Genomic DNA, 20,154 nt, shown 5'->3' on the forward strand with positions numbered 1-20,154 from the left:
TGCACAGAAGTTATCCACAGGATGGGAAGTCTGGGGATAACCGTCGGAAGGGGCTTGTGCCGCTTCAGAGCTTGATCAGAGCTTGCCGGGCTGGACCGGCTGGGTGGGAGCCGGCATGGCGTCCAGCGCCGCGAACACCCCGTCGATCTGGTCGGCGACGCGGTAGAGGGCGGAGCGGTCGATGCGGGCGAAGCCCTGGGCGACCATGTGGTCGATCAGTCCCAGCAGCGGACGCCAATAGCCGTCGACGTCGGCGATGACGATCGGCTTGTCGTGCAGCTGAAGCTGTTTCCAGGTCAGGATCTCGAAGGCCTCGTCCAGCGTGCCGAGGCCGCCGGGCAGGATGACGAAGGCGTCGGACCGCTCGACCATCATGCGCTTGCGGGTGTGCATGCTGTCGACGACATGCAGTTCGGTCAGGCCGGTGTGCTCGACCTCGGCCGACTGGATGTGTTCCGGGATGATGCCGACCACCTCGCCGCCGGCGGCGATGGCGGCGTCGGCGGCGATCCCCATCAGCCCGACCCGGCCGCCGCCATAGACCATGCGGAGGCCGCGCCGTGCCAGCCCGTCGCCCAGCGCGTGGGCGGCTTCCTTGTGGACATCGGCGACGCGGGCGGAGGCGCCGCAATAGACGCAGACGGACGACAGGCTCTTCATCGCGGGTCACCCTTTCTCGCCACCGCCATCCATCGGGAGCGGGGCCGTAAAAAATCTGGCGAATGCCATGGAATATCGGATGGGGCGGTGCGTCAACAGCAGCACAAGCACCGTTTAAGCCACGGCATCATCGGGAGGGACCACATGAGCAACCGGGTCGTCAATGTCCTTGCGGCGGCATCCGTCGCCGGTCTGATGTTCACGCTGTTCGGCATGTCGGCCGGCGCCGCCGGCGCCGCCGATCCGGCCGAACAGGTCAAGGACAGGCAGCAGACCATGAAGAAGCTGGGGGGCGGCATGGGCGCCGTCGCCAAGTTCGTGAAGAACGAGGGCGCCACCGCCGAGGACGCCGCCAAGGGGGCGGAGGCCGTTCTGGCGGTGTCCAAGATGGATCCGAAGAAGATCTTCCCCGAAGGCACCGCCGTCGGCGTCGCCGACAGCGCCGCCAAGCCGGAGCTGTGGAAGAGCTGGACCGAGACGCAGAAGTACTGGAGCGCCGTCCAGCCGGCGGCCGAGAAGCTCGACGCCGCGCTCAAGGGTGGCGACCGCGCCCAGATCGCCCAGGCCCTGGGGGCGACCTCCAAGACCTGCGGCACCTGCCACGAGGACTTCCGCGTCAAGAAGAACTGACCGATGCGGCGTCTCCTGACCGCCGCGGCCCTGCTGCTGCCGCTCGCGTTCGCGGGCGGCGGTGCGCGTGCTGCCGGCGATACACCCGCCGGTGGAGCTTCGGCCGGGGAAGGTTCGCCAGGCGACGCCGTCAGCCGGGGCGCCTATATCTTCAACGCAGCCGGCTGTCTCGGCTGCCACACCAACCAAAAAGATGGTGGCGAGAAGGGCGGCGGCCAGCCGCTGGCCGGCGGACGGGCGCTGGCGACGCCCTTCGGCACCTTCTACACCCCCAACATCACGCCGGACCCGGTGAACGGCATCGGCCGCTGGAGCGACGCCGACTTCATCCGCGCGCTGCGCGAGGGCGTGCGGCCGGACGGCGCCAACCTGTTCCCGGCCTTTCCCTATGCCAGCTATACGCGGATGACCGACCGCGACCTGCTGGATCTCAAGGCCTATCTGCTCAGCCGCCCGGCGGTCGCGGCGCCGAACAGGCCGCACGACCTGACGCCGCCCTTCTCCTGGCGCTTCCTGGTGCCGGCCTGGCAATGGCTGTACCTGACCCCCGGCCCGGTGCCCGACGATCAGGCCAAGCCGGCGTCCTGGAACCGCGGGCGCTATCTGGTCGACGCGCTCGGCCATTGTGCGGAATGCCACAGCCCGCGCAGCCTGCTGGGCGGCATCGACCCCGACCGCTATCTCGCCGGCAACCCCGACGGCCCCGACGGCGACAAGGTGCCCGGCATCACCAGCGCCGAGCCCAAGGGGATCGGCGGCTGGTCGGACGGCGACCTGACGCTGTTCCTGGAAGCCGGCCTGACCCCGGACGGCGACGTCGCCGGCGGCGCCATGGGCGAGGTCGTACGCAACACCACCTCCAAGCTGACGGCCGAGGACCGCGCCGCCATCGCCGCCTATCTGAAGACGGTGCCGGCGAAGCAGTGAGCCTTCAAGGCAACAGGCGCCGATTTTGGTGCGGAATTCTGATCCGATGGGGCAACCGAGCCCGTTTGGCGGATGGCTCCGCACCAACGGCGCCATTCTTTTGGAACCTATCCTTCTGCTATAGTCAGCCATCCTGCCGTGGTGGCGGGCCGCCGGATGGGTGCTCAGGTGAAACGAAACGCGTTGTTCGCAGCTTTGGGCGTGGCTCTGGTGGGGGGAGCGGCGGCGGTCGCCCTGTGGCCGGCGGGCAAACCGGCGCAGGAGCCGGCGAAAACGGCCTCCGCTCCGGCGCCTGCCTCCGCTTCCGTCCCTGCGGCCGCCCCGGCTGCATTCCAGGCCACGGCTTCCCAATCTGCCCCGGCCCCGGCGAAGCCGGCGGCTCCCAGCTTCGACGTGGTGCGGGTGGCGCCGGACGGGGCGACGGTGATGGCCGGCCGCGCCGCGCCCGGGTCCGAGGTGACGGTCACCGACGGCGGCAGCCCGGTGGCGTCTGCCAAGGCCGACCAGCGCGGCGAATGGGTGATGCTGCCCGACAAGCCGCTGGCGCCCGGAAACCGCGAGCTGAACCTGACCGAGACGCGCCCGGGCGCCAACTCTCCGGTTCCCGCCGACAAGGTGGTGGTGGTGATGGTGCCGGAGCCGGCGGCGAAGACCGCCGCCCAAGCGGCCGCCCCGTCTGCGTCCCCTGCCGCGCCGGTCGTGGTGGCGATGCCGCGCGACGGGTTGGCCGGGGCGTCGCCGGCCATGGGCGGCAGTTCTGTGCTGCAGGCTCCGCCGGTCCCGGACAACGGCGCGCCGGCCCCGCCGGGCGGCGTGTCGGTCGAGACGATGGATTATGATCCCGCCGGGCGGGTGGCGCTCGGCGGCCGGGCGGCGCCCAACAGCGCGGTGCAGCTCTATCTCGACAACATCCTGGTCGGCAGCGCCCACAGCGATCCGAAGGGCAACTGGCGCCTGACGCCGGAAAAATTGATCGATCCCGGGATCTACACCCTGCGCGCCGACCAGGTCACGCTGGCCGGCAAGGTGGTGGCGCGGGCCGAACTGCCGGTCCAGGTCTCCGCCATGCCGGCGTCGACGACCGACGGACGCAACATCGTCGTCCAGCCCGGCAACAGCCTGTGGCGGCTGGCACGGCGCACCTATGGTGACGGCATGCTCTACACCACCATCTACACCGCCAACCGCGAGCAGATCCGCAACCCGGACATGATCTATCCCGGCCAGATCTTCGCGCTGCCGCAGATGAACTGAAGGCAGTTGATTTGACGGCGGCTGCACCTGATCCTGTTGCAATCAGGGGGTGTGGGTCTTCGGAGGACCGTATCGGACGTCATCCCCGCGGAGGAGTTTGTGAAGAAATCGGTGACTCGCTGAGAGAAGCCCCAAGTTCGAACCACATCGCGTTGGATCGCATCGTGCGCTTCTCTCGGCCGTCATTCCCGCGGAGGCGGGAATCCAGCCTTTACAAGCACTTGTGTTGGAAATCCTGGTTCCCCGCCTCCGCGGGGATGACCAGTGGGAGATGTGTACGCCTGCCAGATCAGGGCTTTCTCATATAAGTTCGATTTCTTCACAGGCTCCTGCGCGGGAATGACGTTCGAGAGAAGCTCATGGCGAGCGCCGATGCGAAGCGGTTCAGGCTTCAAGCGTCTCTCGACAGGACTGACGAGTCCTCAGTCCGGCGGCAGGCGGCCGATGGCGGCCCAGCCGAGCGGGGCGAGGCGCAGCACTTCCGGTCCCGCGCCGGCCGGGTTCGGGTCCAGAACCACCAGTTCGCGATTCTCGAACCACGCCCAGCGCGTCACCTCGGCGGTGGTGCCCGGCCAGCCGTCGGCCAGGCGCTTCAGGACCCCCAGGTCGGCCGACGCGATGGGGAAGCGCGGCTTGGGGACCGCCGGCTTCGCCGCCGGGGCGGGCTTCGTCGCGGGCAGCGCAGGGGCGTCGACCCCGGCACGGGCCCGGATCCAATCGGTCTGGTAGCCGCGGAGCGCCTGCTCCAGCTCCGTGCGCGCCGCCTCCACCGGGCAGCGCAGATAGGCATCCAGCAGGGCGTGCAGCGTGTTCGTCGCGTCGGTCATGTCCGTCACCAAAGTTCAAGCACGACCTCCCCGGTGGGAGTCCGGCCCGGGCATCGTGTCACAGCCATCCCATCCGCCGGAAGCGGACATACAGCCCGGCGCAGACCACGGCGATCAGCGCCAGCACCGCCGGGTAGCCGTAGCGCCAGTGAAGCTCCGGCATATGCTCGAAGTTCATGCCGTAGAGGCCGGCGACGGCCGTCGGCACGGCGAGGATGGCGGCCCAGGCGGCCAGCTTGCGCGTCACGTCGTTCTGCCGGGCGGAGGCCAGGATCATACTGGTTTCGAAGGCGAAGGACAGCACCTCGCGCAGCGATCCGATCTGTTCGTTGACGCGGATCACATGGTCCTGCACGTCGCGATAATAGGGCCGGATCGCTGGGTCGATCATCGGCAGGTCGAAGCGCTCCAGCCGCGAGCAGACCTCCAGCAGGGGCGAGGCGTTGCGGCGCAGCCGCTCCAGGTCGCGGCGCAGCTGGTGGATGCACTCGATCTCCGCCATGCTGGGCGGCCGGGCGATCAGCAGGGCGTCCAAATCGTCCACCGCGGTCGCCAGCTGGTCCAGCACCGGGAAGTAGCAGTCCACCACATAGTCCATGATGGTGTAGACGATAAAGTCCTCGCCATGCTTGAGCAGATGCGGCGCGCTTTCCGCCCGCGCCCGCACCGACGCATAGCTGGTCGATGCGCCGTGCCGCACGGTGACGACATAGCCGCGCCCGGCGAAGACATGGGTCTCGCCGAGAATCAGCTCGCCCTTCTCGAGCTTCGCCGTGCGCAGCACCATGAACAGGCTGTCGCCATAGACGTCCAGTTTCGGGCGCTGATGGGCGTGCAGCGCGTCCTCCACCGCCAGCTCATGCAGGCCGAACTGGCGCTTCACCTCCATCAGCAGCGATTCGTCCGGCTCCCACAGGCCGATCCAGACGAAATGGTTCTCCTTCGTCGCCCAGGCGCCGGCCTCGGCGATCGGCATGTCGGCGACGCGCCGGCCGTCGCAATAGGCGGCGCTCGCCACCACGGCGTTGCGTCCGGCGTCGGGAGAGGGGGCGGGGTCTGGCGGCAGCATCATGGAAGAGGAAACCGGGGGGAGGGCGGCAGGTCGGCGCCACTCTAAAGAGGTTCCCCGGCAGCGTCGACGGATCCGGTGCCGCCATCCGGGCGGACCGGCCGTCTCGCGCGTTGTCGCTGCCAAGGACCAGCTTCGGTGGCAAGGGGAGAGGGCGATGTTCCAGTCGGCGGCGCGCGGCATGTATTTTCTGGCGGCGGTGACGCTCGGCCTGTTCGCCCTGCTGTTCATCGGGCTGTCCGCCCTGACGGTGGTGGAAGGGGTGGTGGCGCTGGACAGCGCCGTCCTGACCGCGGCCATGCTGGACGGGGTGGGGATGATCGTGCTGGCCATCGCGGTGTTCGAGATCGCCAAATACCTCTACGAGGAGGAGATCGTCCGCGAACGCGAGCTGCGCCGCGCCGACGAGGCCCGCCGCACCCTGACCAAGTTCCTGACCACGATCATCATCGCCGCCAGTCTGGAAGGGCTGGTCCTGGTCTTCGAGGCGCGCACCAGCGAGATTTCCGCCATCATCTATCCGGTGATGCTGCTGGGCGTGGTCACGCTGCTGGTGGTCGGGCTGGGCGCCTTCCAGTGGCTGGCGCGCAAGGCCGAGAGCATCCATGTCGATCCCGGTGCCTCCGAAGCGGACGAGGCGGAGGCCGACAAGCGGCCGGAGGCGTGAAGCCGATACGGCGGGGCGGCCGCCCCGGCCTGTCCGCCTATCACCACCGGCCTTTTGCCATCATTGACCCGCCCATGCCGCCTGCGCCAAGCTCTCCGCCGTCCAAGGTGGTAGAGGGAGATGGGGCATGGCCCGCGATACGGGCAATTACACGGCCGTCTACGGCTTTCCGGAATCGGCCGATGCCGCGCGCCGTCTGGCCCAGGCGCTGGACCTTCCCTGCCACATCGCCGAATTGCACCGGTTCCCGGACGGCGAGAGCCTGGTCCGCCTGCCGGAGCCGGTGGAGCGTGCCATCGTCTACCGCTCGCTCGACCGGCCGAACGACAAGCTGGTGGAACTGACGCTCGCCGCCTCGGTCCTGCGGCGGCAGGGGGCGACCCACCTCTGCCTGGTGGCGCCCTACATGGCCTACATGCGCCAGGACGCCATCTTCAAGCCGGGCGAACCGGTCAGCCAGACGGTGGTCGGCGACTGGCTCGGCCGCTGCTTCGACTGTTTCGTCTGCGTCGAGCCGCACCTGCACCGCACCCACACGCTGGACGAGGTGTTCGTCGGCCGCCCCTCCGTCGCGCTGAGCGGGGCGGCGCCCATCGTCGAGCATCTGCGGGCGGCCGGCGTGGCGCCCGGCACCGTCATCGTCGGGCCGGACGAGGAATCCACCCCGCTGGTCGAGGCGGTGGCCGGACCGCTGGGGCTGACCGGGATCGTCGGCCGCAAGGAGCGGCGCGGCGACCGCGACGTGACGGTGGCGCTGCCGCCCGACGCACCGCTCCACGGCCGTCCGGTGGTGATCGTCGACGACGTCATCAGCTCGGGCGAGACGATCTTCTCCTGCGCCCGGGCGGCGCGGGTGCTGGGGGCCGGCACGCTGCAGGTCTACGGCGTCCATGCCCTGTTCGGCGAGATCGTCGCCGACCGCTTCGTGGCGGAAGGGCTCGGCCGCCCGCTGTCCTGCGACGGCGTGCCGCATCCGTCCAACGCCCTGTCCCTGAGCGGCCTGATCGCCGACGCCGTCAGGTCCTTCGTAAGCGAGTAGATCGGAAGCGGACAGATCGGACTGCGGAAGGCCCGGGGGAAATGAAGCCATCCTTTCCGGCGCTTCGTCGAAAGCGCGGGAAAGCATGGCCCATGCCTGGACCCTCGGGCTGCGACGTCACAGGGTCGGCCGGGGGACCGGCGTGCTGGCCGGGATCAGCTTGGCTCCCTTGGGCCTCTTGGGGCAATCGCCGGAAGAATACCAGCGCGTGATGACGCCGCCTTCGACTAGGAAGCGCTGTTCGCAAAGCGCGTAATCGGGAACGTACCCCCACTCTTCCGAGCGGCTCCCGTTCGTCAGCCACGAATATTGATAGCCGATCATCTTCGACCCGTTGTTCATCATGTGGCTGTTCTGCGGCGGGCCCCAGGAGAGAACCAGATCGTCTTCGGGCGATCCCACCCAGGATGCGGTGATGTCGGACGTGGTTTGATAACGCTGGCCCGAGACCAGATTCGACAAGGGCGAACCCGCGCATCCTTGAAGGGCGAGACAGACCAGGACAACGGATAGGCGTCGCATGTCGGATCCTTCATCTGGTGGGCGGTAGGCGGAATGACTTGCGCTGTACGAAAGACTCGATGGATGGCTTTGATCGGTTCAGAGTTCATCATCAATATTCGGATAGCGTCGAAACTTTATGGTGTCGTACAGATCCAGTCAACCCAAGGGCGATCCCTCTGAGAGCCTAACCCGAAGAGAGTAGGGGGGCGCCTGCCGGAAATTCCTTGCCGTCTTTTGTTATCGAAGGGCGGGTTCGTCGGCGTGGACGGGCGAGGGCCGGGCAGAATACAAGCCCGATGGTCGGCATTGTTCCGGATCACCCGTCAACGTCTTGGAGCGACTTCCTGGCGGCTGCTCCAACCAACCGGCCTCAGGCGGGGAAACTTAGCCATCCGGCGAAGTATTCGCTTGCACGAACGATGCCCCCGCGATACTTAGCGATATGGCTAAGCATGATCCCGATCTCTCGCTGCTCTTCCACGCGCTCGCCGATCCGACCCGCCGGTCGATCCTGGCCCGGCTTGCCGGGGAACCCACGCGGGTAACGGACCTGGCCGGTCCCACCGGACTGCGTCTGCCCACGGTGATGCGCCACCTTTCGGTGCTGGAGGAGGCTGGCTTGATCTCCACCTCCAAGGAGGGGCGGACACGGACCTGCGCCATCGTGCCGGAGGCTCTGGAGCCGGTGCGGACATGGCTGGATGAACAGCGGGCGCTATGGGAAGCCCGGCTCGACCGGCTGGATGCATTTGTGATGACCGTCATGAAGGAGCGCAAGGAATGACATCGACCCCGGATTCGACCGGCACGGCGCCGGACGACAGGAAGGACCGCTTTGCGACGCTGACTTTCGAGCGGGAGGTGGCCGCCCCGTTGTCGGTGCTGTGGCAGGCGTGGACGGCCCCCGCCGCCCGGATGGTCTGGGCCGCGCCTGCGCCCTCGGTCACGGTGGAGTTCCTGGAGGCCGACAGCAGGGTGGGGGGACGCGAGGTCTCGCTCTGCAAAGTGGAGGGGCAGCCGGACATCCGTTGCGAGGTCGGCTGGCTGGAGTTGCAGCCGGCGCTGCGCAGCGTGAACTACGAGGTGGTTTCGTCCGAGGGCATGACGCAATCGGCCGCGCTGGTGACGGCGGATTTCTCGGGCACGGACGCGCGCAGCCGGCTGGTCGTCACGGTGCAGCTTTCCTCGCTGGCCAAGGCCATGGAAGCCGGCTACCGGCAGGGCTTCGGGGCCGGACTGGACAATCTCGCCGGCGTGGCGCAGCGGACCATGGTGCTCGAGCGCGTGATACAGGCGCCCAGGAGCCTGGTCTGGGGGGCGTGGATGAATCCCGAGACCCTGCCGCAATGGTGGGGGCCGGACGGGTTCTCTTGCCGGACGACGCGGATCGACCTGCGGGCGGGCGGCGACTGGGTCTTCGACATGATCGCGCCGGACGGGACGGTCTTTCCGAACCACCATCGGTACGGAGAGGTCCTGCCCGAGGAAAGACTAGGCTACACGCTTCTTTGGGGCGAGAACGGGCCGAAACATGCCGACGCCTGGGCCGCGTTCGAGGACCGGGACGGCGCGACGAAGGTGACGCTGGGCATGGTCTTCACCACGGTTTCCGAGTTCCAGGAGGCGAAGGGGTTCGGTGCCGAGAAACTGGGGCAGCAGACGCTGGGAAAGCTGGACCGCTTCGTCGCATCCCGCTGAACCGCCGGGGCTTCGCGTCTCCTCGGCCTTGAATTGTCGAGGGGGCGTGCCCGGGAAGGCGGAAGGCTGCGAATGAATGCACGGTCGGTGGGGTGAGTGAGCTTCGTCCCAGGTCCGGTGGACATCCCGGCTTGGATCCGATCGGAGCGGGAAGACCTCCGATGACGAAGACGAGGCGGTTCTCCAAGGCCTCTGCCGCGCTCTCGATCCGAATATGCAGGCGCTTCCTCCGGAAACGGCTCCTTTGCTGGACGGTTGGTTACTGGCGCACCAGCAGGTCCAGCGGGACATGCAGTGCGGCGGCGATCTTCGCCATCGCGTCGAGGCTACCGGGCTTGCGGGCGTTCTCGATCTCCGAAAGATAAGAGGGTGCAACACCCGCGGCCTCCGCAAGCCCACGCGCCGTGAAGCCGCGATGCTCGCGGAAGACGATGACCGGGTGTTCGCCGTCGAGGATTCGTTCGGCCAGTTCGAAGGGAAACGCCTCCGTCTCGCCGGCGGTGAGGCGGGCTTTCACCGCGTCGGCGTCGGCAAGGTCTTGCGCGTCGGCGACCAGATCGGCCAGGGCCTCGTAATCGGTCCGGCTCAGCGTCACGGTGTCCGCCGTCTCCGCGATCGGCGTGATGGGCAGGGCGTTCATCGGTAGACCTCCTTGCGGTTCCCAACATTCAGCACGGTGATCACCAGCGCGTCCCCGTCGATGTGATAGACGGCGCGCCAGTCGCCATGGCGGATGCGCCCGCGCCCGCCACCGAACGCCTTTGCCCAGGGATGCGGATCGTAGGGGGAGGCGGCGAACGTCTTCAGCTTCGTCCGCAGTCCATCCGCATCGCCTTTCGGCATGCGGAGCAGGACCTTCAATGCGGTTGCCTCGATCACGAGCTTCATACACCCATGATCGCTGATGGCGAATACGCTGTCAAACGCCTATTCGCTATTGGCGAATGTGCTTCTTTTCTGGCTGCTCAAGCAGCCCTGCCGACATGTGGCCGTGACGCCGAAGCGAGGATCCGCTCCCGCTCCCGCCAATCACTTGCCGCCGGTGACGTCGAGGAAGGTGCCGGTGATGAAGGACGCCTCGGCGCTCGCCAGCCACAGGATCGCCCGCGCGACCTCCTCGGGCTGGCCGCCCCGTCCCATCGGGATCGAGTCCTTGACGCGATCCACCCGTCCCGGCTCCCCGCCGCTCGCATGCATCTCCGTGTAGATGTGGCCGGGACGGATGCAGTTGACGCGGATGCCGTCCCGCGCGACCTCCTTGGCGAAGCCGGTCGTGAAGGTCTCGAGCGCGCCCTTGGAGGCGGCATAGTCGACATATTCGTTCGGACTGCCGAGCCGGGCCGAGGCCGACGAGACGTTGATCACCACGCCGCCCGGCCCGCCATGGCGATGGGACATGCGCTTCGCCGCCTGCTGGGTGCAGAGGATCGGGCCGATCGCATTGACCGCGAAGACGCGCTGCATCCGCTCGAAGTCGAGATCCTCGGTCCGGCACTGCCGCGCGAGCATCGCGGCGTTGTTGACCAGGACGTCGATCCGGCCGAACTCCCGGTCGATCGCGGCGAACAGCTGGGCGACCTGCGCTGGATCCGCGCTGTCGGCGCGCACGGCCAGGGCCCGGCGCCCCAGGGCTTCCACATCCGCCGCCACCGCGAGGGCGGCGGACTCGTTGGCGACGAAGCTGATCGCGACATCGTAGCCCTGCGCGGCGGCAAGCTTTGCGGTCGCCGCGCCGACGCCGCGCCCTCCACCGGTTATCAGAATCAGCGGTGCCTGAGAGACGGTGTTCATTGGGAGACCCTTCTTGTGGTGGCGAGAGATCCCGCGCCGGAGTCGCTCAGATGCGGCCTCAGCGTCAGGACGAGCGGAACGATCAGGGCGGCGGTCGCCGCCGAGGCCAGGACGCCGACCGTCTGGCTGCTGTGGTCGGCGATCGCGCCGTAGAGGATCGGCGCGACGCCTCCGGAGCCGATCACGCTGGTGTAGAAGACCGCGAAGGCCCGGCCGGTATCGCCGTCGGAAAGCTCCGGCACGGTGCCGTACAGCACCGAAGAGGTGCCGTTGAGCACGATGCCGAGCAGCGGCAGCAGGATGAGCGTCGGCGTCAGCGGCGTGACCAGCGTCGCCACGATCAGCAGCGCCGTGGCGGCTTCGGTCACCATGACGCTGCCGACGACGCCGATCCGTTCCCCGAGCCGGCTGCAGGTTGCCTTGCCGAACGCGCCGCCGATGAACAGCAGGGCGAGGGCGAGGCCGACCGTGCCGGTGTCCCCGCCCTGTCCATGGATGAGGAAGGGCAGGAAGAGCAGATAGCCCATGCGAGTCGCCGTATCGAGCCCGCCGATCGCCGTCAGGATGCCGAAGCCGCCGCGGCCTTGGCCGGAAGCCGCCCCGGTCTTGGCGGTCCTGCCGACGGGAGCCGCCGGCGCCAGCGGCACCAGGGCGGCCGACAATGCCAGCCCCAGCACCGCCAGCAGCCCCAGCACCGGCTGCCAGCCGAGGGTCGGCAACAGCACGGCGACGAGGGCCGGCAGGGCGGCTTTGCCGAGATCGCCCGAGAAATTGTAGATGCCGAGCGGATGCCGGGATGCCGCGCCGTAGCTGGCGGTGACGAGCAGCGAGCCGCAAGGGTGCTGGATGCTCGATCCGATGCCGGCCACGACGAGGCCGACGCAAAGACCGGCAAAGCCGAATGGCGCCGCCATGATCAGCAGGCCCGCCGCCGCGAGGACGGTCGACAGGATCAGCGCCGTCCGCGGCGACAGGCCGCGCAGTGCCCGGTCGGCCGGGATTTGCAGGCCTCCCATCGTCCCGGAATAGAGGGCGCGGACGACGGCGAGCGCCGCATAGGACAGGCCGAACTGCGCCTGCCAGACCGGCAGGAAGACATAGAGGGCGTCGGTGTAGCCGTCATGCAGCGCATGGGCGAGGCACGCGCCCGTCAGACTCTTCTTTTTCCTGGTCCACCACTGTCCCGATTTCATCTTTGACGGCTTTCCCGGAAGCGCAATAGGCATTGTTCGGCTGGGTTCATTCCGACGACACGGTATACGCGTGAGATTTCGTCGACTAGTCTGCTTTGACTCACGGATACCGTTCGTTTTTCTCACGGATTGCCCTACGGATCGCCCATGCGCCGCCTTCCCCCCCTGAACGCCCTGCGCATCTTCGAGGTCGCCGCCCGGACCGGCAGCTATGCCGAAGCCGGGGCCGAACTCGGTCTCACCCATGGCGCGGTGAGCCGGCAGATCGCCGCGCTCGAAGGCTGGCTCGGGCAAAGGCTGTTCGTAAAGGACGGGCGCCGCATGGTCGCGACGCCGATGGCCAGGATCTTCGCCGCCGAGGTCGAGCTGTCCTTCGATCGGCTGGCCGTCGCGGCGGAAGCCTGCGGCCGGCCCGATGCGCGCCGCATCCTGCGTGTCAGCGCCCCGACCAGCTTCGCGATGCGCTGGCTGATCCCGCGCCTCGATCGCTACCACGCCGGCCATCCGCAGGTCGAAGTCGCAGTCACCACGGTTTCGACCGTGTTCGAGGAGTTGCGCGGCGGCGTCGACGTGGCGATCCGGCGCGGCGCCGCCCGCGAGCATGCGTGGCCGCAGCATCGCGTCGTCCCGGTGCTGGAGGACGTGGACACGCTGATCATGAGCCCGGCGCTGTTCGCGCGGCGGCCGATCCTGAAGCCCGCCGACATCGAGGGACATACGCTGCTCGCAAGCGAAACCCGGGCCGGCGATTGGACGGACTGGCTCGAGGCGGCGGGGCTCCAGCATCTTGCCGGCCGGCCCCGCCGGATATTCGACCATTTCTTCGTGACCCGGCAGGCGGTGGAGGATGGGCTCGGCATCGGCATCGGCCCGTTGCCGATGCTGGAGATCGACGTCGCCGGCGGAAGGCTGATGACGCCGCTGCCGGAGATCCGGGTTCCGAGGACGGGCTATGTCGCGCTCATTCCCCGTCAGGCCGATGCCGGAAACCTGGTGGCCGGCTTCGTCGACTGGCTTGCCGGAGAGGCCCGCGGACCGGGATGACCAAGTCCGGCGAAGCCCTGCGGCTTTTGGTCCGCCGGCGGGTAACACTAACGATCGGGATGGGATCTGGTGTAGCCTGGACGACGGAAGCCGGGGTGGCCGCCGGGGGTGGTGCGCCGGTTCGTCGACGATGCGCGAGGGCGGCCTGTTGAGCGGAGGCGTGTGATGTCGAAGGTGACGGACGTCGTGCTGCGGATGGCCCGCAAGCTGACCGAGGACATCGCGGCGCTTGGCCGCCTGCGTGCCGCCGGAAAGCCGAAGACCTTTCCGCGCTTCCGCGAGATTCGGGCGGCCTATCTGGACATCCAGGGCCTGATCTTCTCGATCCAGGAAAGGCTGGGAGCCGCCGGCCGGGAACTGCCGTCGAACTTCCCGCAATGGGTGATCCGGCAGAAGCTGAGCGCCATCGCCATCTTCACCGACATCAGCCATTCCTTCGTCAGCGACCCGCCGCTGGCGCTGACCGCTTCGCTGGGGGCCTTCGACGTCCTGGTGGCGGAGCAGAAGGCCTTCAACGAGACGCTGCACACCTTCGACAGCATGCTGCTGGAGGCCGGCATCGACGACAAGACGGCCGACGAACTCGACGCCACCCGCAGCAAGATCGAGCAGATCCTGGGGATGATCGAAAAGCTGCTGCTGACCAGTCCCAAAATTCTCGAGGAGTTCTGATGGCGGAACCGGCAGCCGATCCCATCGCGGACCGCCCGCCGGCCTCGGCTCCGGACACAGCCTTCCGTCGTTTTCTGCGCAATCTGCACGTGCTGCTGGCGCTTCCCCTGCTGGTTTTGATTGCCGGCGCCGGCCTGTCGCTGCTGGCGATGCGCCAGTCGGAACATCAGCTTCACCGCGAGGAGGAGCGGCGCTTTTCCGCGCGGGCGGAGGAGATCCACGCCCAGCTTGCCGACCGCCTCCGGGTGTACGAGCAGGTGGCGCGCAGCGCCGCCTCGCTGGCGATGACCTTTCCCGACCTGCATTGGGCCCAGTGGAACCGCTTCGTCGAGGCGCTGGACATGCCGCGGCGCTATCCCGGCATCATCTCCATCGCCTATGCCCGCGCCGTGACGGCCGAGCGGGCGGGCGATCTGGTGGCGTCGATGCGGGCGGCCGGCCTGTCGGCCTTCCGCATCTGGCCGGAAAGTGCCGGAGCGGAGCGGGTGGTCAATGTCTTCACCGCTCCGGTCAACGAAGCGAATGCGCGGGCCGTCGGCTTCGACATGATGTCGGAGGCGACGCGCCGCGCCGCCATCGAGCGGGCGCGCGACAGCGGCGAGCCGGCGGCCACCCGCGCCGTCACCCTGAAGATCGACGAGGCGGCGGGGGCCAAGCCCGCCTTCATCCTCTATCAGGCCACATACCGCGGCGATCCGCTGCCGCCGTCGCTGGAGGCGCGGCGCGCCTCCTTCACCGGCGTGGTGCTGACTCCGGTGAGGATCGGCCCGCTGGTGGACGGGCTGGTCGACGAAAGCCAGCTGGACACCGGGATCGAGATCTACGACGTGCCGCAGGCCGACGCCGAATTTCCGCTCTACCGCAGCCGCAGCCCCGTGGGGATCGCGTCCGACATCAGCCTGATGCGGGAACTGGTGGTCGGCGGGCGGGTCTGGACCGTCCGCTACGACAGCTTCCCGGACGGCCTGTTCTCCGTCCGCGACTGGGTGCCCGGGGCGCTGCTGACCGGCGGCATCGCGCTCAGCATCGCGCTGGCGCTGGCGCTGCGCATGGGGCTGGCGACCCACGCGCGGGCGGTGGAACTGGCCGACGGGATGACCGCCTCGCTGCGCCTGCAGGAGGCGGAGCGGCGGCAGCTGTTCACCCAGGCGCCGCTGGGGATCGCGTTGGTCGGCACCGACGGGCTGGTCATGGACTGCAACCCGGCCTTCGCCGCCGCCGCCGGGCTGCCCCGGCCGGAGCTGATCGGCACCGATGCGCGGCTGCGCTTCGGCGACCAGGCGTCGGTCGTCGCCCTGGAGGCGGCGCTGCAGGGGGAGAGCGGCAAGCTCGACTCCGACCAGCCGCTCCTGCTGGGCGGCCGGCGCAGCCATTTCAGCCTGCATTTCCAGCCGGTCACCGCGGACGGCGCGCTGAAATTCGTGCTGGCCTTCGCCGAGGACATCGGCGAGAAGCGCCGGGCCGAGCAGCACATCCAGTATCTGGCGCATTTCGACGCGCTGACCGGGCTGCCCAACCGGGTGCTGCTGTACGACCGCATCGCCCAGGCCCTGCGCGAGGGACGGCGCGACGACACCAAGGTGGCGGTGCTGTTCATCGACCTCGACCGCTTCAAGGTGATCAACGACAGCCTGGGCCACAGCTTCGGCGACGAGGTGCTGCGGTCGGTGGCGCGCCGGCTGCAGGCCGGCCTGCGCGACTGCGACACCGTCGGCCGGCTGGGCGGCGACGAGTTCCTGATCGTCCTGCGCCGGGTGACGGAACCGAAGGACGCGGCCTGCGTCGCGGAAAAGATCGTGGCGCATCTGGCCAGCCCCTTCGCGGTCGGCGGCCAGAATTTCGTGGTGACGCCCAGCATCGGCATCAGCCTCTACCCCGACGACGCCGACGATCCCGAAGGGCTGATCCGCTGCGCCGACATCGCCATGTACAACGCCAAGGAGCAGGGGCGGAACGGCTTCCGCTTCGTCACCCGCGAGATGGGCGCCAAGTCGCGCGAGCGCATGGACCTGGAAGGCAGCCTGCGCCGGGCGATCCGCGAGGGTCAGCTTTTCCTGGTCTACCAGCCCCAGGTCGACACCCTGACCGGCCGCATCGTCGGGCTGGAGGCGCTGGTCCGCTGGCGCCATCCCGAAGAGGGGATGATCCTGCCCGGCCGCTTCCTGCCGGTGGCGGAGGAGACCGGGCTGGTGCTGGCGATGGGCGATTGGGTGCTGTCCGAGGCCTGCGCCCAGATCCGGCACTGGCGCACCCGCTTCGGCCTGTCGATCCCGGTGGCGGTCAACGTCTCCGGCGCCCAGTTCCGCGACGGGCAGTTGCCGGTCAAGGTCGCCCGGGCGCTCGACGCCAACGGCCTGGAGGGGCCGGAGTTGGAGATCGAGGTGACCGAAAGCACCCTGATCGATGACGTCGAAGCCGCCGCGGAGACCCTGGCGGCGCTGAAGCGGCGCGGCGTGCTGATCGCGCTGGACGATTTCGGCACCGGCTATTCCAGCCTCAGCTACCTGCACCGGCTGCCGATCGACAAGCTGAAGATCGACCGCTCCTTCATCCACGATCTGTCGACCGGCGCCAGCGACGCCTCCGTCCCGCGCGCCATCGTCGGGCTCGGCCGCAGCCTGGGCCTGTCGGTGATCGCCGAGGGGGTGGAGACGCAGGAACAGTTGCAGCTTCTGCGCGACCTCACCTGCGAAAGCTACCAGGGCTTCCTGTTCAGCCGTCCCGTCCCGGCCGAGGAGGTGGAGCGGCTGCTGGAGACGGTGACCGCGGTCGAGCCCTCGCCGGCGGGGTGACGGCCCGCCCGGCCCGCCGGCGAACCGGGCGGCGCTGTGGCGTCCGGCGGCGGTCTATGCGACGCTCGCCATCGGTGCCGGCCCGCCCGGCCCGGGCGAAAGGGAAGCGTGCGATTGAACGATCCGAACCTGTCCGAATTGCTGGCCGATCCCATCGTGCAGACCGGCTCCCTGGCCTTGATCGGGGCTCTCGTCACCCGCGTCGCGCTGCGCCACCACCCGACCCATCGCCTTGTCGGCCAAATCCTGTTCTTCGCGGCCCTCACCATCCTGCTGCTCTATCACGGCATCGTGCCCTACGAGGCCGGCCCGTCGGAGCCCTTCGTCCTGCAGCGGATCCTCATCGGCTTCGCCAAGGTGGTCTGGTGGACGAACGCGGCCTGGGCCCTGGTGGGATTCGCCCGCGTCTTCCTCATCTTCGAACGGCAACCCCGGGAAGGCCGGCTGATCCAGGATCTGGTCGTCGGCATGATCTATGTCGGCACGGTGCTGTCGGTCATCGCCAACGTCTTCAGCATTCCGGTGGGAACCCTGATCGCCACCTCCGGGGTGTTCGCCATCATCCTGGGCCTGGCCATGCAGAGCACGCTGAGCGACGTGTTTTCCGGCATCGCGCTCAACATCGGCCGGCCTTACGCCATCGGCGACTGGATCGTGCTGAACGACGGGACCGAAGGGCGCGTCGTCGAGACCAACTGGCGGGCGACCTATCTGCTCAACGGCACCAACGACCTCGTCGTCCTGCCCAACAGCGATCTGGCGAAGGCCCGGCTCACCAATCTGAGCAGCCCGGACCGGAACCATGGTGGGACCTTGACGGTCCGCCTGCAGCTGACCACCGGGCCGGCGGCGATCTGCGAGGTGATGCGGGCCGTCCTGCTGAGCTGCAACGCGATCCTGTCCTTGCCCGAACCGTCCGTGCGGATCATCGCGATGGACGCCCACGCGATCGAGGTCAAGCTGTCCTTCTGGGTCGCCGAACTGTCGGCGATGACGGCGGCGCGCAACGAGATCTTCGACCTGATCTACCGCCACACCAAGGCGGCGGGGCTGCGGCTCGCCCAGCCCGCCGGCCTCCCGGGAGCGGACGGCGTGCCGGCGGCGGCCGCCGCTCCCCTGCACCGGCCGACATCCCTGCGGCTTCTCGATGCCCTTCCGCTCTTCGCCTCCCTGATGGAGGATGAGAAGACGGCGCTCGCCGAGACGATGACCCGCAGGACCTACCGCAAGGACGAGGTCGTCATCAGGGAGGGCGACGTCGCGGAGTCCCTGATGATCGTCCGCAGCGGCGTCCTCGCCGCCGTCCGGCACGAGCCGCGGCGCGAGATCGAGCTGACCCGCCTTGCCCCCGGCGACTGTTTCGGCGAGGGCGGGGTTCTGATGGGGGCCGGAGAGCCCGGGACGATCCGCGCCTTGACCTTCGTCGTCGTCTATGAGATCGCGAAGACCAGCCTGGCGCCGCTTCTGCGCGACAGGCCGGGGATGGTCGAGGAACTCGGCGCCACGCTTGCCCGCCACGCCGCGACGGGACAGCATCGTTTCCAGCCGGCCGACCAACCGGGCGGGAACGGATCGGTCGCCACGATGATGGTGGCGCGGATACGCCAGTTGTTCCAGATGCCTCATTGAGCCGGATGCCTCATCCTATGCTTGGCGAGGCCGGACGGACGAGGACCGGACGGACGGGGACCGGATCGGCGACGCCGGCAGCGGCGGCAGGAGGAACGGATGGGCGAGACGAAGATCATGGCGGTGTCGCTGGCTCCGCCCGGCGATCCGGCCATCCGCTGGGCCGGCCGCCTGCTCGCCATGGTGGGCGAGCTTCACAAGGTCGGGTACCAGCGGCTCAGGATCGCGCCCGGCATGGCTCCTTCCGGCTGCCACTGGCGCTGCCACGTCACCCCGGCGGGCAACGTGGCCCCGAACGGCTGGGAGCCGCTCGATTGGAGCCGGCGGGTCGCCAGCTACAGCACCGGGCAGAAGGACCGCTATTTCGGCTGGGAGGATACGACGCAGGATTCCGCCCGCCGCCTCGCCGCGAAGTTCATCGAGCGCTTTCCCGAGATCGCCCGCGACGGCCAGGGGGCGGACTGGGCCTATGCCGGCTGGTATGTCGCGATGCTGGGGGCCGCCGAGCATGGGACCTTCCCGGTCTTCTTCGCCGATTACCCGGTCGAGGTCGCTCCGGACCGGCTGCCCCCGCCGCCGTGAGCCGATTTTCCACGGCGCCTCACGGGCGCTTGGCCCTCACGGACATGTGAACGCTCCCCCGCCTTTCCGGCATGCGCGTCGGCTGGGCGGGATGCTAAGTTGCCGTGCAACAGCATCGGATATCGGGAAACGAAATGACCGCGATGACGAGGCGCACGGTAGCCGCCCTGTTCTCCACACTTGCGATCACGGCTGGCGTGATCATGGCCGGCGCGGCGACGGCGCAGACCATGCCGCCCTCCGGCGCCGAGCCGGTCCGGCTGCGCGGCACCATCGAGTCCGTTGCCGGCGATGCCCTGGACCTGACGACGCGAAGCGGCGGCGCGGTCCATGTCCAGGTGCCGGCGGGCACCCGTCTCACCTACATCGTCAAGAACAGCCTGGAGAGCATCCAGCCTGGCAGCTACATCGGCACGGCTGCCGTGCCGCAGGCGGACGGCACGCTTCGAGCCCTGGAGGTGCATATCTTCCCGCCGGGCATGCGCGGCACGGGGGAAGGGTCGCGCCCCTGGGATCTCGGTGGCGAGGGCGGCTCCATGACGAACGGCACGGTGGGCAGCCTGGTGAGCGCCAGCGGCCGCGTTGCCACCGTCAAGTATGGCAATGACGAGAAGCGGATCCTGATCCCCGACGACGTGCCGGTGGTGGCGTTCGAACCCGCCGACAAGGCGGCGCTGACGGCCGGGGCCAAGGTCATCGTCGTCGGGCGGCCCGTTGCGGAGTCCGCCGTGGTCGCCTCGTCGATCAGCATCGGAAAGGACGGCCTGACGCCGCCGATGTAGATCGCATCGCGTAAGATCGGACTCGATTGCGGGCGTGATTCCGATCGCCAAACTCAAGGCGATAGCCGTCCGCCGGCCCGGCCGCTGTCTGCTGGTGATAGGCCAGGAACAGGGGGCCGGCGTCACGGGCCCGGGGATGCCCGGCTCGTCCGCCACCGGCCATGCGAAGTCCAGGCCATGGCGCGTGCCGAACAGGAACTCCGCCGCGCCGATCCGCACCGGCCATCTGGCGTTCGCCTCCACATAGGCAAGATAGGCCGAGCGCTGGATCGCCTCCACGATGGCGATCGGAGCGGCATCGCCCGGCACCAGGACCGCTCCGCCGTGCGGAGCGTCGATGTCGTCCGCCATTCAGACGCTGTCCCGTGTCGGCGCTATCTCGACCAGCGCGTCC

General features: G+C 68.7%; 21 protein-coding genes. 13 read left to right on the plus strand and 8 right to left on the minus strand.

All coding sequences use genetic code 11. The annotated features are described in order from the left end of the window. Positions 1-75 precede the first annotated feature (75 nt). Positions 76-660, minus strand: a complete 585-nt coding sequence (locus JHL17_RS18700; protein ID WP_200195329.1) for an LOG family protein — start codon at positions 658-660, stop codon at positions 76-78. 144 nt (positions 661-804) lie between these two features. On the opposite strand from JHL17_RS18700, the gene JHL17_RS18705 reads away from it, so the two are divergent. The 3 genes from JHL17_RS18705 (at position 805) to JHL17_RS18715 (ending at position 3,471) form a co-directional block, all read left to right on the plus strand. Beyond that, positions 805-1,290: a c-type cytochrome gene (locus JHL17_RS18705; protein WP_200195330.1), complete on the plus strand. Its 486-nt coding sequence runs from the start codon at positions 805-807 to the stop codon at positions 1,288-1,290. Between the two features lie 3 nt (positions 1,291-1,293). Continuing rightward, positions 1,294-2,217, plus strand: a complete 924-nt coding sequence (locus JHL17_RS18710; protein ID WP_200195331.1) for a cytochrome c — start codon at positions 1,294-1,296, stop codon at positions 2,215-2,217. Between the two features lie 183 nt (positions 2,218-2,400). Then, complete coding sequence (locus JHL17_RS18715) at positions 2,401-3,471, plus strand: LysM peptidoglycan-binding domain-containing protein (RefSeq protein ID WP_247893652.1); 1,071 nt, start codon at positions 2,401-2,403, stop codon at positions 3,469-3,471. A 422-nt stretch (positions 3,472-3,893) separates the two neighbouring features. Here JHL17_RS18715 and JHL17_RS18720 read toward each other — a convergent pair whose 3' ends face one another. Further along, complete coding sequence (locus JHL17_RS18720) at positions 3,894-4,298, minus strand: hypothetical protein (RefSeq protein ID WP_200195333.1); 405 nt, start codon at positions 4,296-4,298, stop codon at positions 3,894-3,896. Between the two features lie 58 nt (positions 4,299-4,356). Further along, on the minus strand, positions 4,357-5,370 hold the full coding sequence (gene corA / locus JHL17_RS18725; protein ID WP_247893653.1) for a magnesium/cobalt transporter CorA: 1,014 nt from the start codon (positions 5,368-5,370) through the stop codon (positions 4,357-4,359). 154 nt (positions 5,371-5,524) lie between these two features. On the opposite strand from corA, the gene JHL17_RS18730 reads away from it, so the two are divergent. Next, entirely contained in the window at positions 5,525-6,034 is a 510-nt protein-coding gene (locus tag JHL17_RS18730) for a hypothetical protein (RefSeq protein ID WP_200195334.1), read from the plus strand. Between the two features lie 127 nt (positions 6,035-6,161). After that, the gene (gene prs, locus JHL17_RS18735) at positions 6,162-7,073 is read left to right on the plus strand and encodes a ribose-phosphate diphosphokinase (protein ID WP_200195335.1); all 912 of its coding nucleotides are present in this window, start codon (positions 6,162-6,164) and stop codon (positions 7,071-7,073) included. A gap of 117 nt (positions 7,074-7,190) precedes the next feature. Here prs and JHL17_RS18740 read toward each other — a convergent pair whose 3' ends face one another. Continuing rightward, positions 7,191-7,535: a hypothetical protein gene (locus JHL17_RS18740; RefSeq protein WP_200195336.1), complete on the minus strand. Its 345-nt coding sequence runs from the start codon at positions 7,533-7,535 to the stop codon at positions 7,191-7,193. Between the two features lie 484 nt (positions 7,536-8,019). On the opposite strand from JHL17_RS18740, the gene JHL17_RS18745 reads away from it, so the two are divergent. Together JHL17_RS18745 and JHL17_RS18750 are read left to right on the plus strand one after the other, a co-directional pair. Next, on the plus strand, positions 8,020-8,361 hold the full coding sequence (locus tag JHL17_RS18745) for an ArsR/SmtB family transcription factor (protein WP_200195337.1): 342 nt from the start codon (positions 8,020-8,022) through the stop codon (positions 8,359-8,361). Then, positions 8,358-9,275, plus strand: a complete 918-nt coding sequence (locus JHL17_RS18750; RefSeq protein ID WP_200195338.1) for an SRPBCC family protein — start codon at positions 8,358-8,360, stop codon at positions 9,273-9,275. The genes JHL17_RS18745 and JHL17_RS18750 overlap by 4 nt, the downstream gene beginning before the upstream one ends. Positions 9,276-9,534: 259 nt before the next feature. Here JHL17_RS18750 and JHL17_RS18755 read toward each other — a convergent pair whose 3' ends face one another. The 4 genes from JHL17_RS18755 to JHL17_RS18770 form a co-directional block, all read right to left on the minus strand. After that, complete coding sequence (locus JHL17_RS18755) at positions 9,535-9,915, minus strand: helix-turn-helix domain-containing protein (protein ID WP_200195340.1); 381 nt, start codon at positions 9,913-9,915, stop codon at positions 9,535-9,537. Further along, positions 9,912-10,163: a type II toxin-antitoxin system RelE family toxin gene (locus JHL17_RS18760; protein WP_200195341.1), complete on the minus strand. Its 252-nt coding sequence runs from the start codon at positions 10,161-10,163 to the stop codon at positions 9,912-9,914. The genes JHL17_RS18755 and JHL17_RS18760 overlap by 4 nt, the downstream gene beginning before the upstream one ends. A 141-nt stretch (positions 10,164-10,304) precedes the next feature. Continuing rightward, positions 10,305-11,066 carry an SDR family oxidoreductase gene (locus tag JHL17_RS18765; protein WP_200195342.1) on the minus strand — a complete coding sequence of 254 codons (762 nt, stop codon included), beginning with the start codon at positions 11,064-11,066 and terminating at the stop codon, positions 10,305-10,307. Beyond that, positions 11,063-12,259, minus strand: coding sequence for an MFS transporter (locus JHL17_RS18770; RefSeq protein ID WP_200195343.1), 1,197 nt, complete (start codon positions 12,257-12,259; stop codon positions 11,063-11,065). The genes JHL17_RS18765 and JHL17_RS18770 overlap by 4 nt, the downstream gene beginning before the upstream one ends. Positions 12,260-12,406: 147 nt before the next feature. Between JHL17_RS18770 and JHL17_RS18775 the strand changes: the two genes are divergently transcribed. The 6 genes from JHL17_RS18775 (at position 12,407) to JHL17_RS18800 (ending at position 19,760) form a co-directional block, all read left to right on the plus strand. Next, positions 12,407-13,303 (plus strand): LysR substrate-binding domain-containing protein, encoded by an 897-nt coding sequence (locus tag JHL17_RS18775; RefSeq protein WP_200195344.1) that lies wholly within the window; start codon positions 12,407-12,409, stop codon positions 13,301-13,303. Between the two features lie 165 nt (positions 13,304-13,468). Beyond that, positions 13,469-13,975, plus strand: a complete 507-nt coding sequence (locus JHL17_RS18780) for a hypothetical protein (protein ID WP_200195345.1) — start codon at positions 13,469-13,471, stop codon at positions 13,973-13,975. Continuing rightward, entirely contained in the window at positions 13,975-16,767 is a 2,793-nt protein-coding gene (locus JHL17_RS18785; RefSeq protein WP_200195346.1) for a bifunctional diguanylate cyclase/phosphodiesterase, read from the plus strand. Before JHL17_RS18780 ends, JHL17_RS18785 begins: the two co-directional genes overlap by 1 nt. Positions 16,768-16,881: 114 nt before the next feature. Beyond that, on the plus strand, positions 16,882-18,396 hold the full coding sequence (locus tag JHL17_RS18790; RefSeq protein ID WP_200195348.1) for a cyclic nucleotide-binding domain-containing protein: 1,515 nt from the start codon (positions 16,882-16,884) through the stop codon (positions 18,394-18,396). 99 nt (positions 18,397-18,495) lie between these two features. Continuing rightward, a complete protein-coding gene (locus tag JHL17_RS18795) occupies positions 18,496-18,978 on the plus strand; it encodes a hypothetical protein (protein ID WP_200195349.1) in 483 nt (160 codons plus the stop codon). A gap of 134 nt (positions 18,979-19,112) precedes the next feature. Further along, entirely contained in the window at positions 19,113-19,760 is a 648-nt protein-coding gene (locus tag JHL17_RS18800) for a hypothetical protein (protein WP_200195350.1), read from the plus strand. Positions 19,761-20,154 lie beyond the last annotated feature (394 nt).

The sequence above is a fragment of the Azospirillum endophyticum genome, assembly GCF_016595245.1.
Classification (GTDB): Bacteria; Pseudomonadota; Alphaproteobacteria; order Azospirillales; family Azospirillaceae; genus Azospirillum; species Azospirillum endophyticum.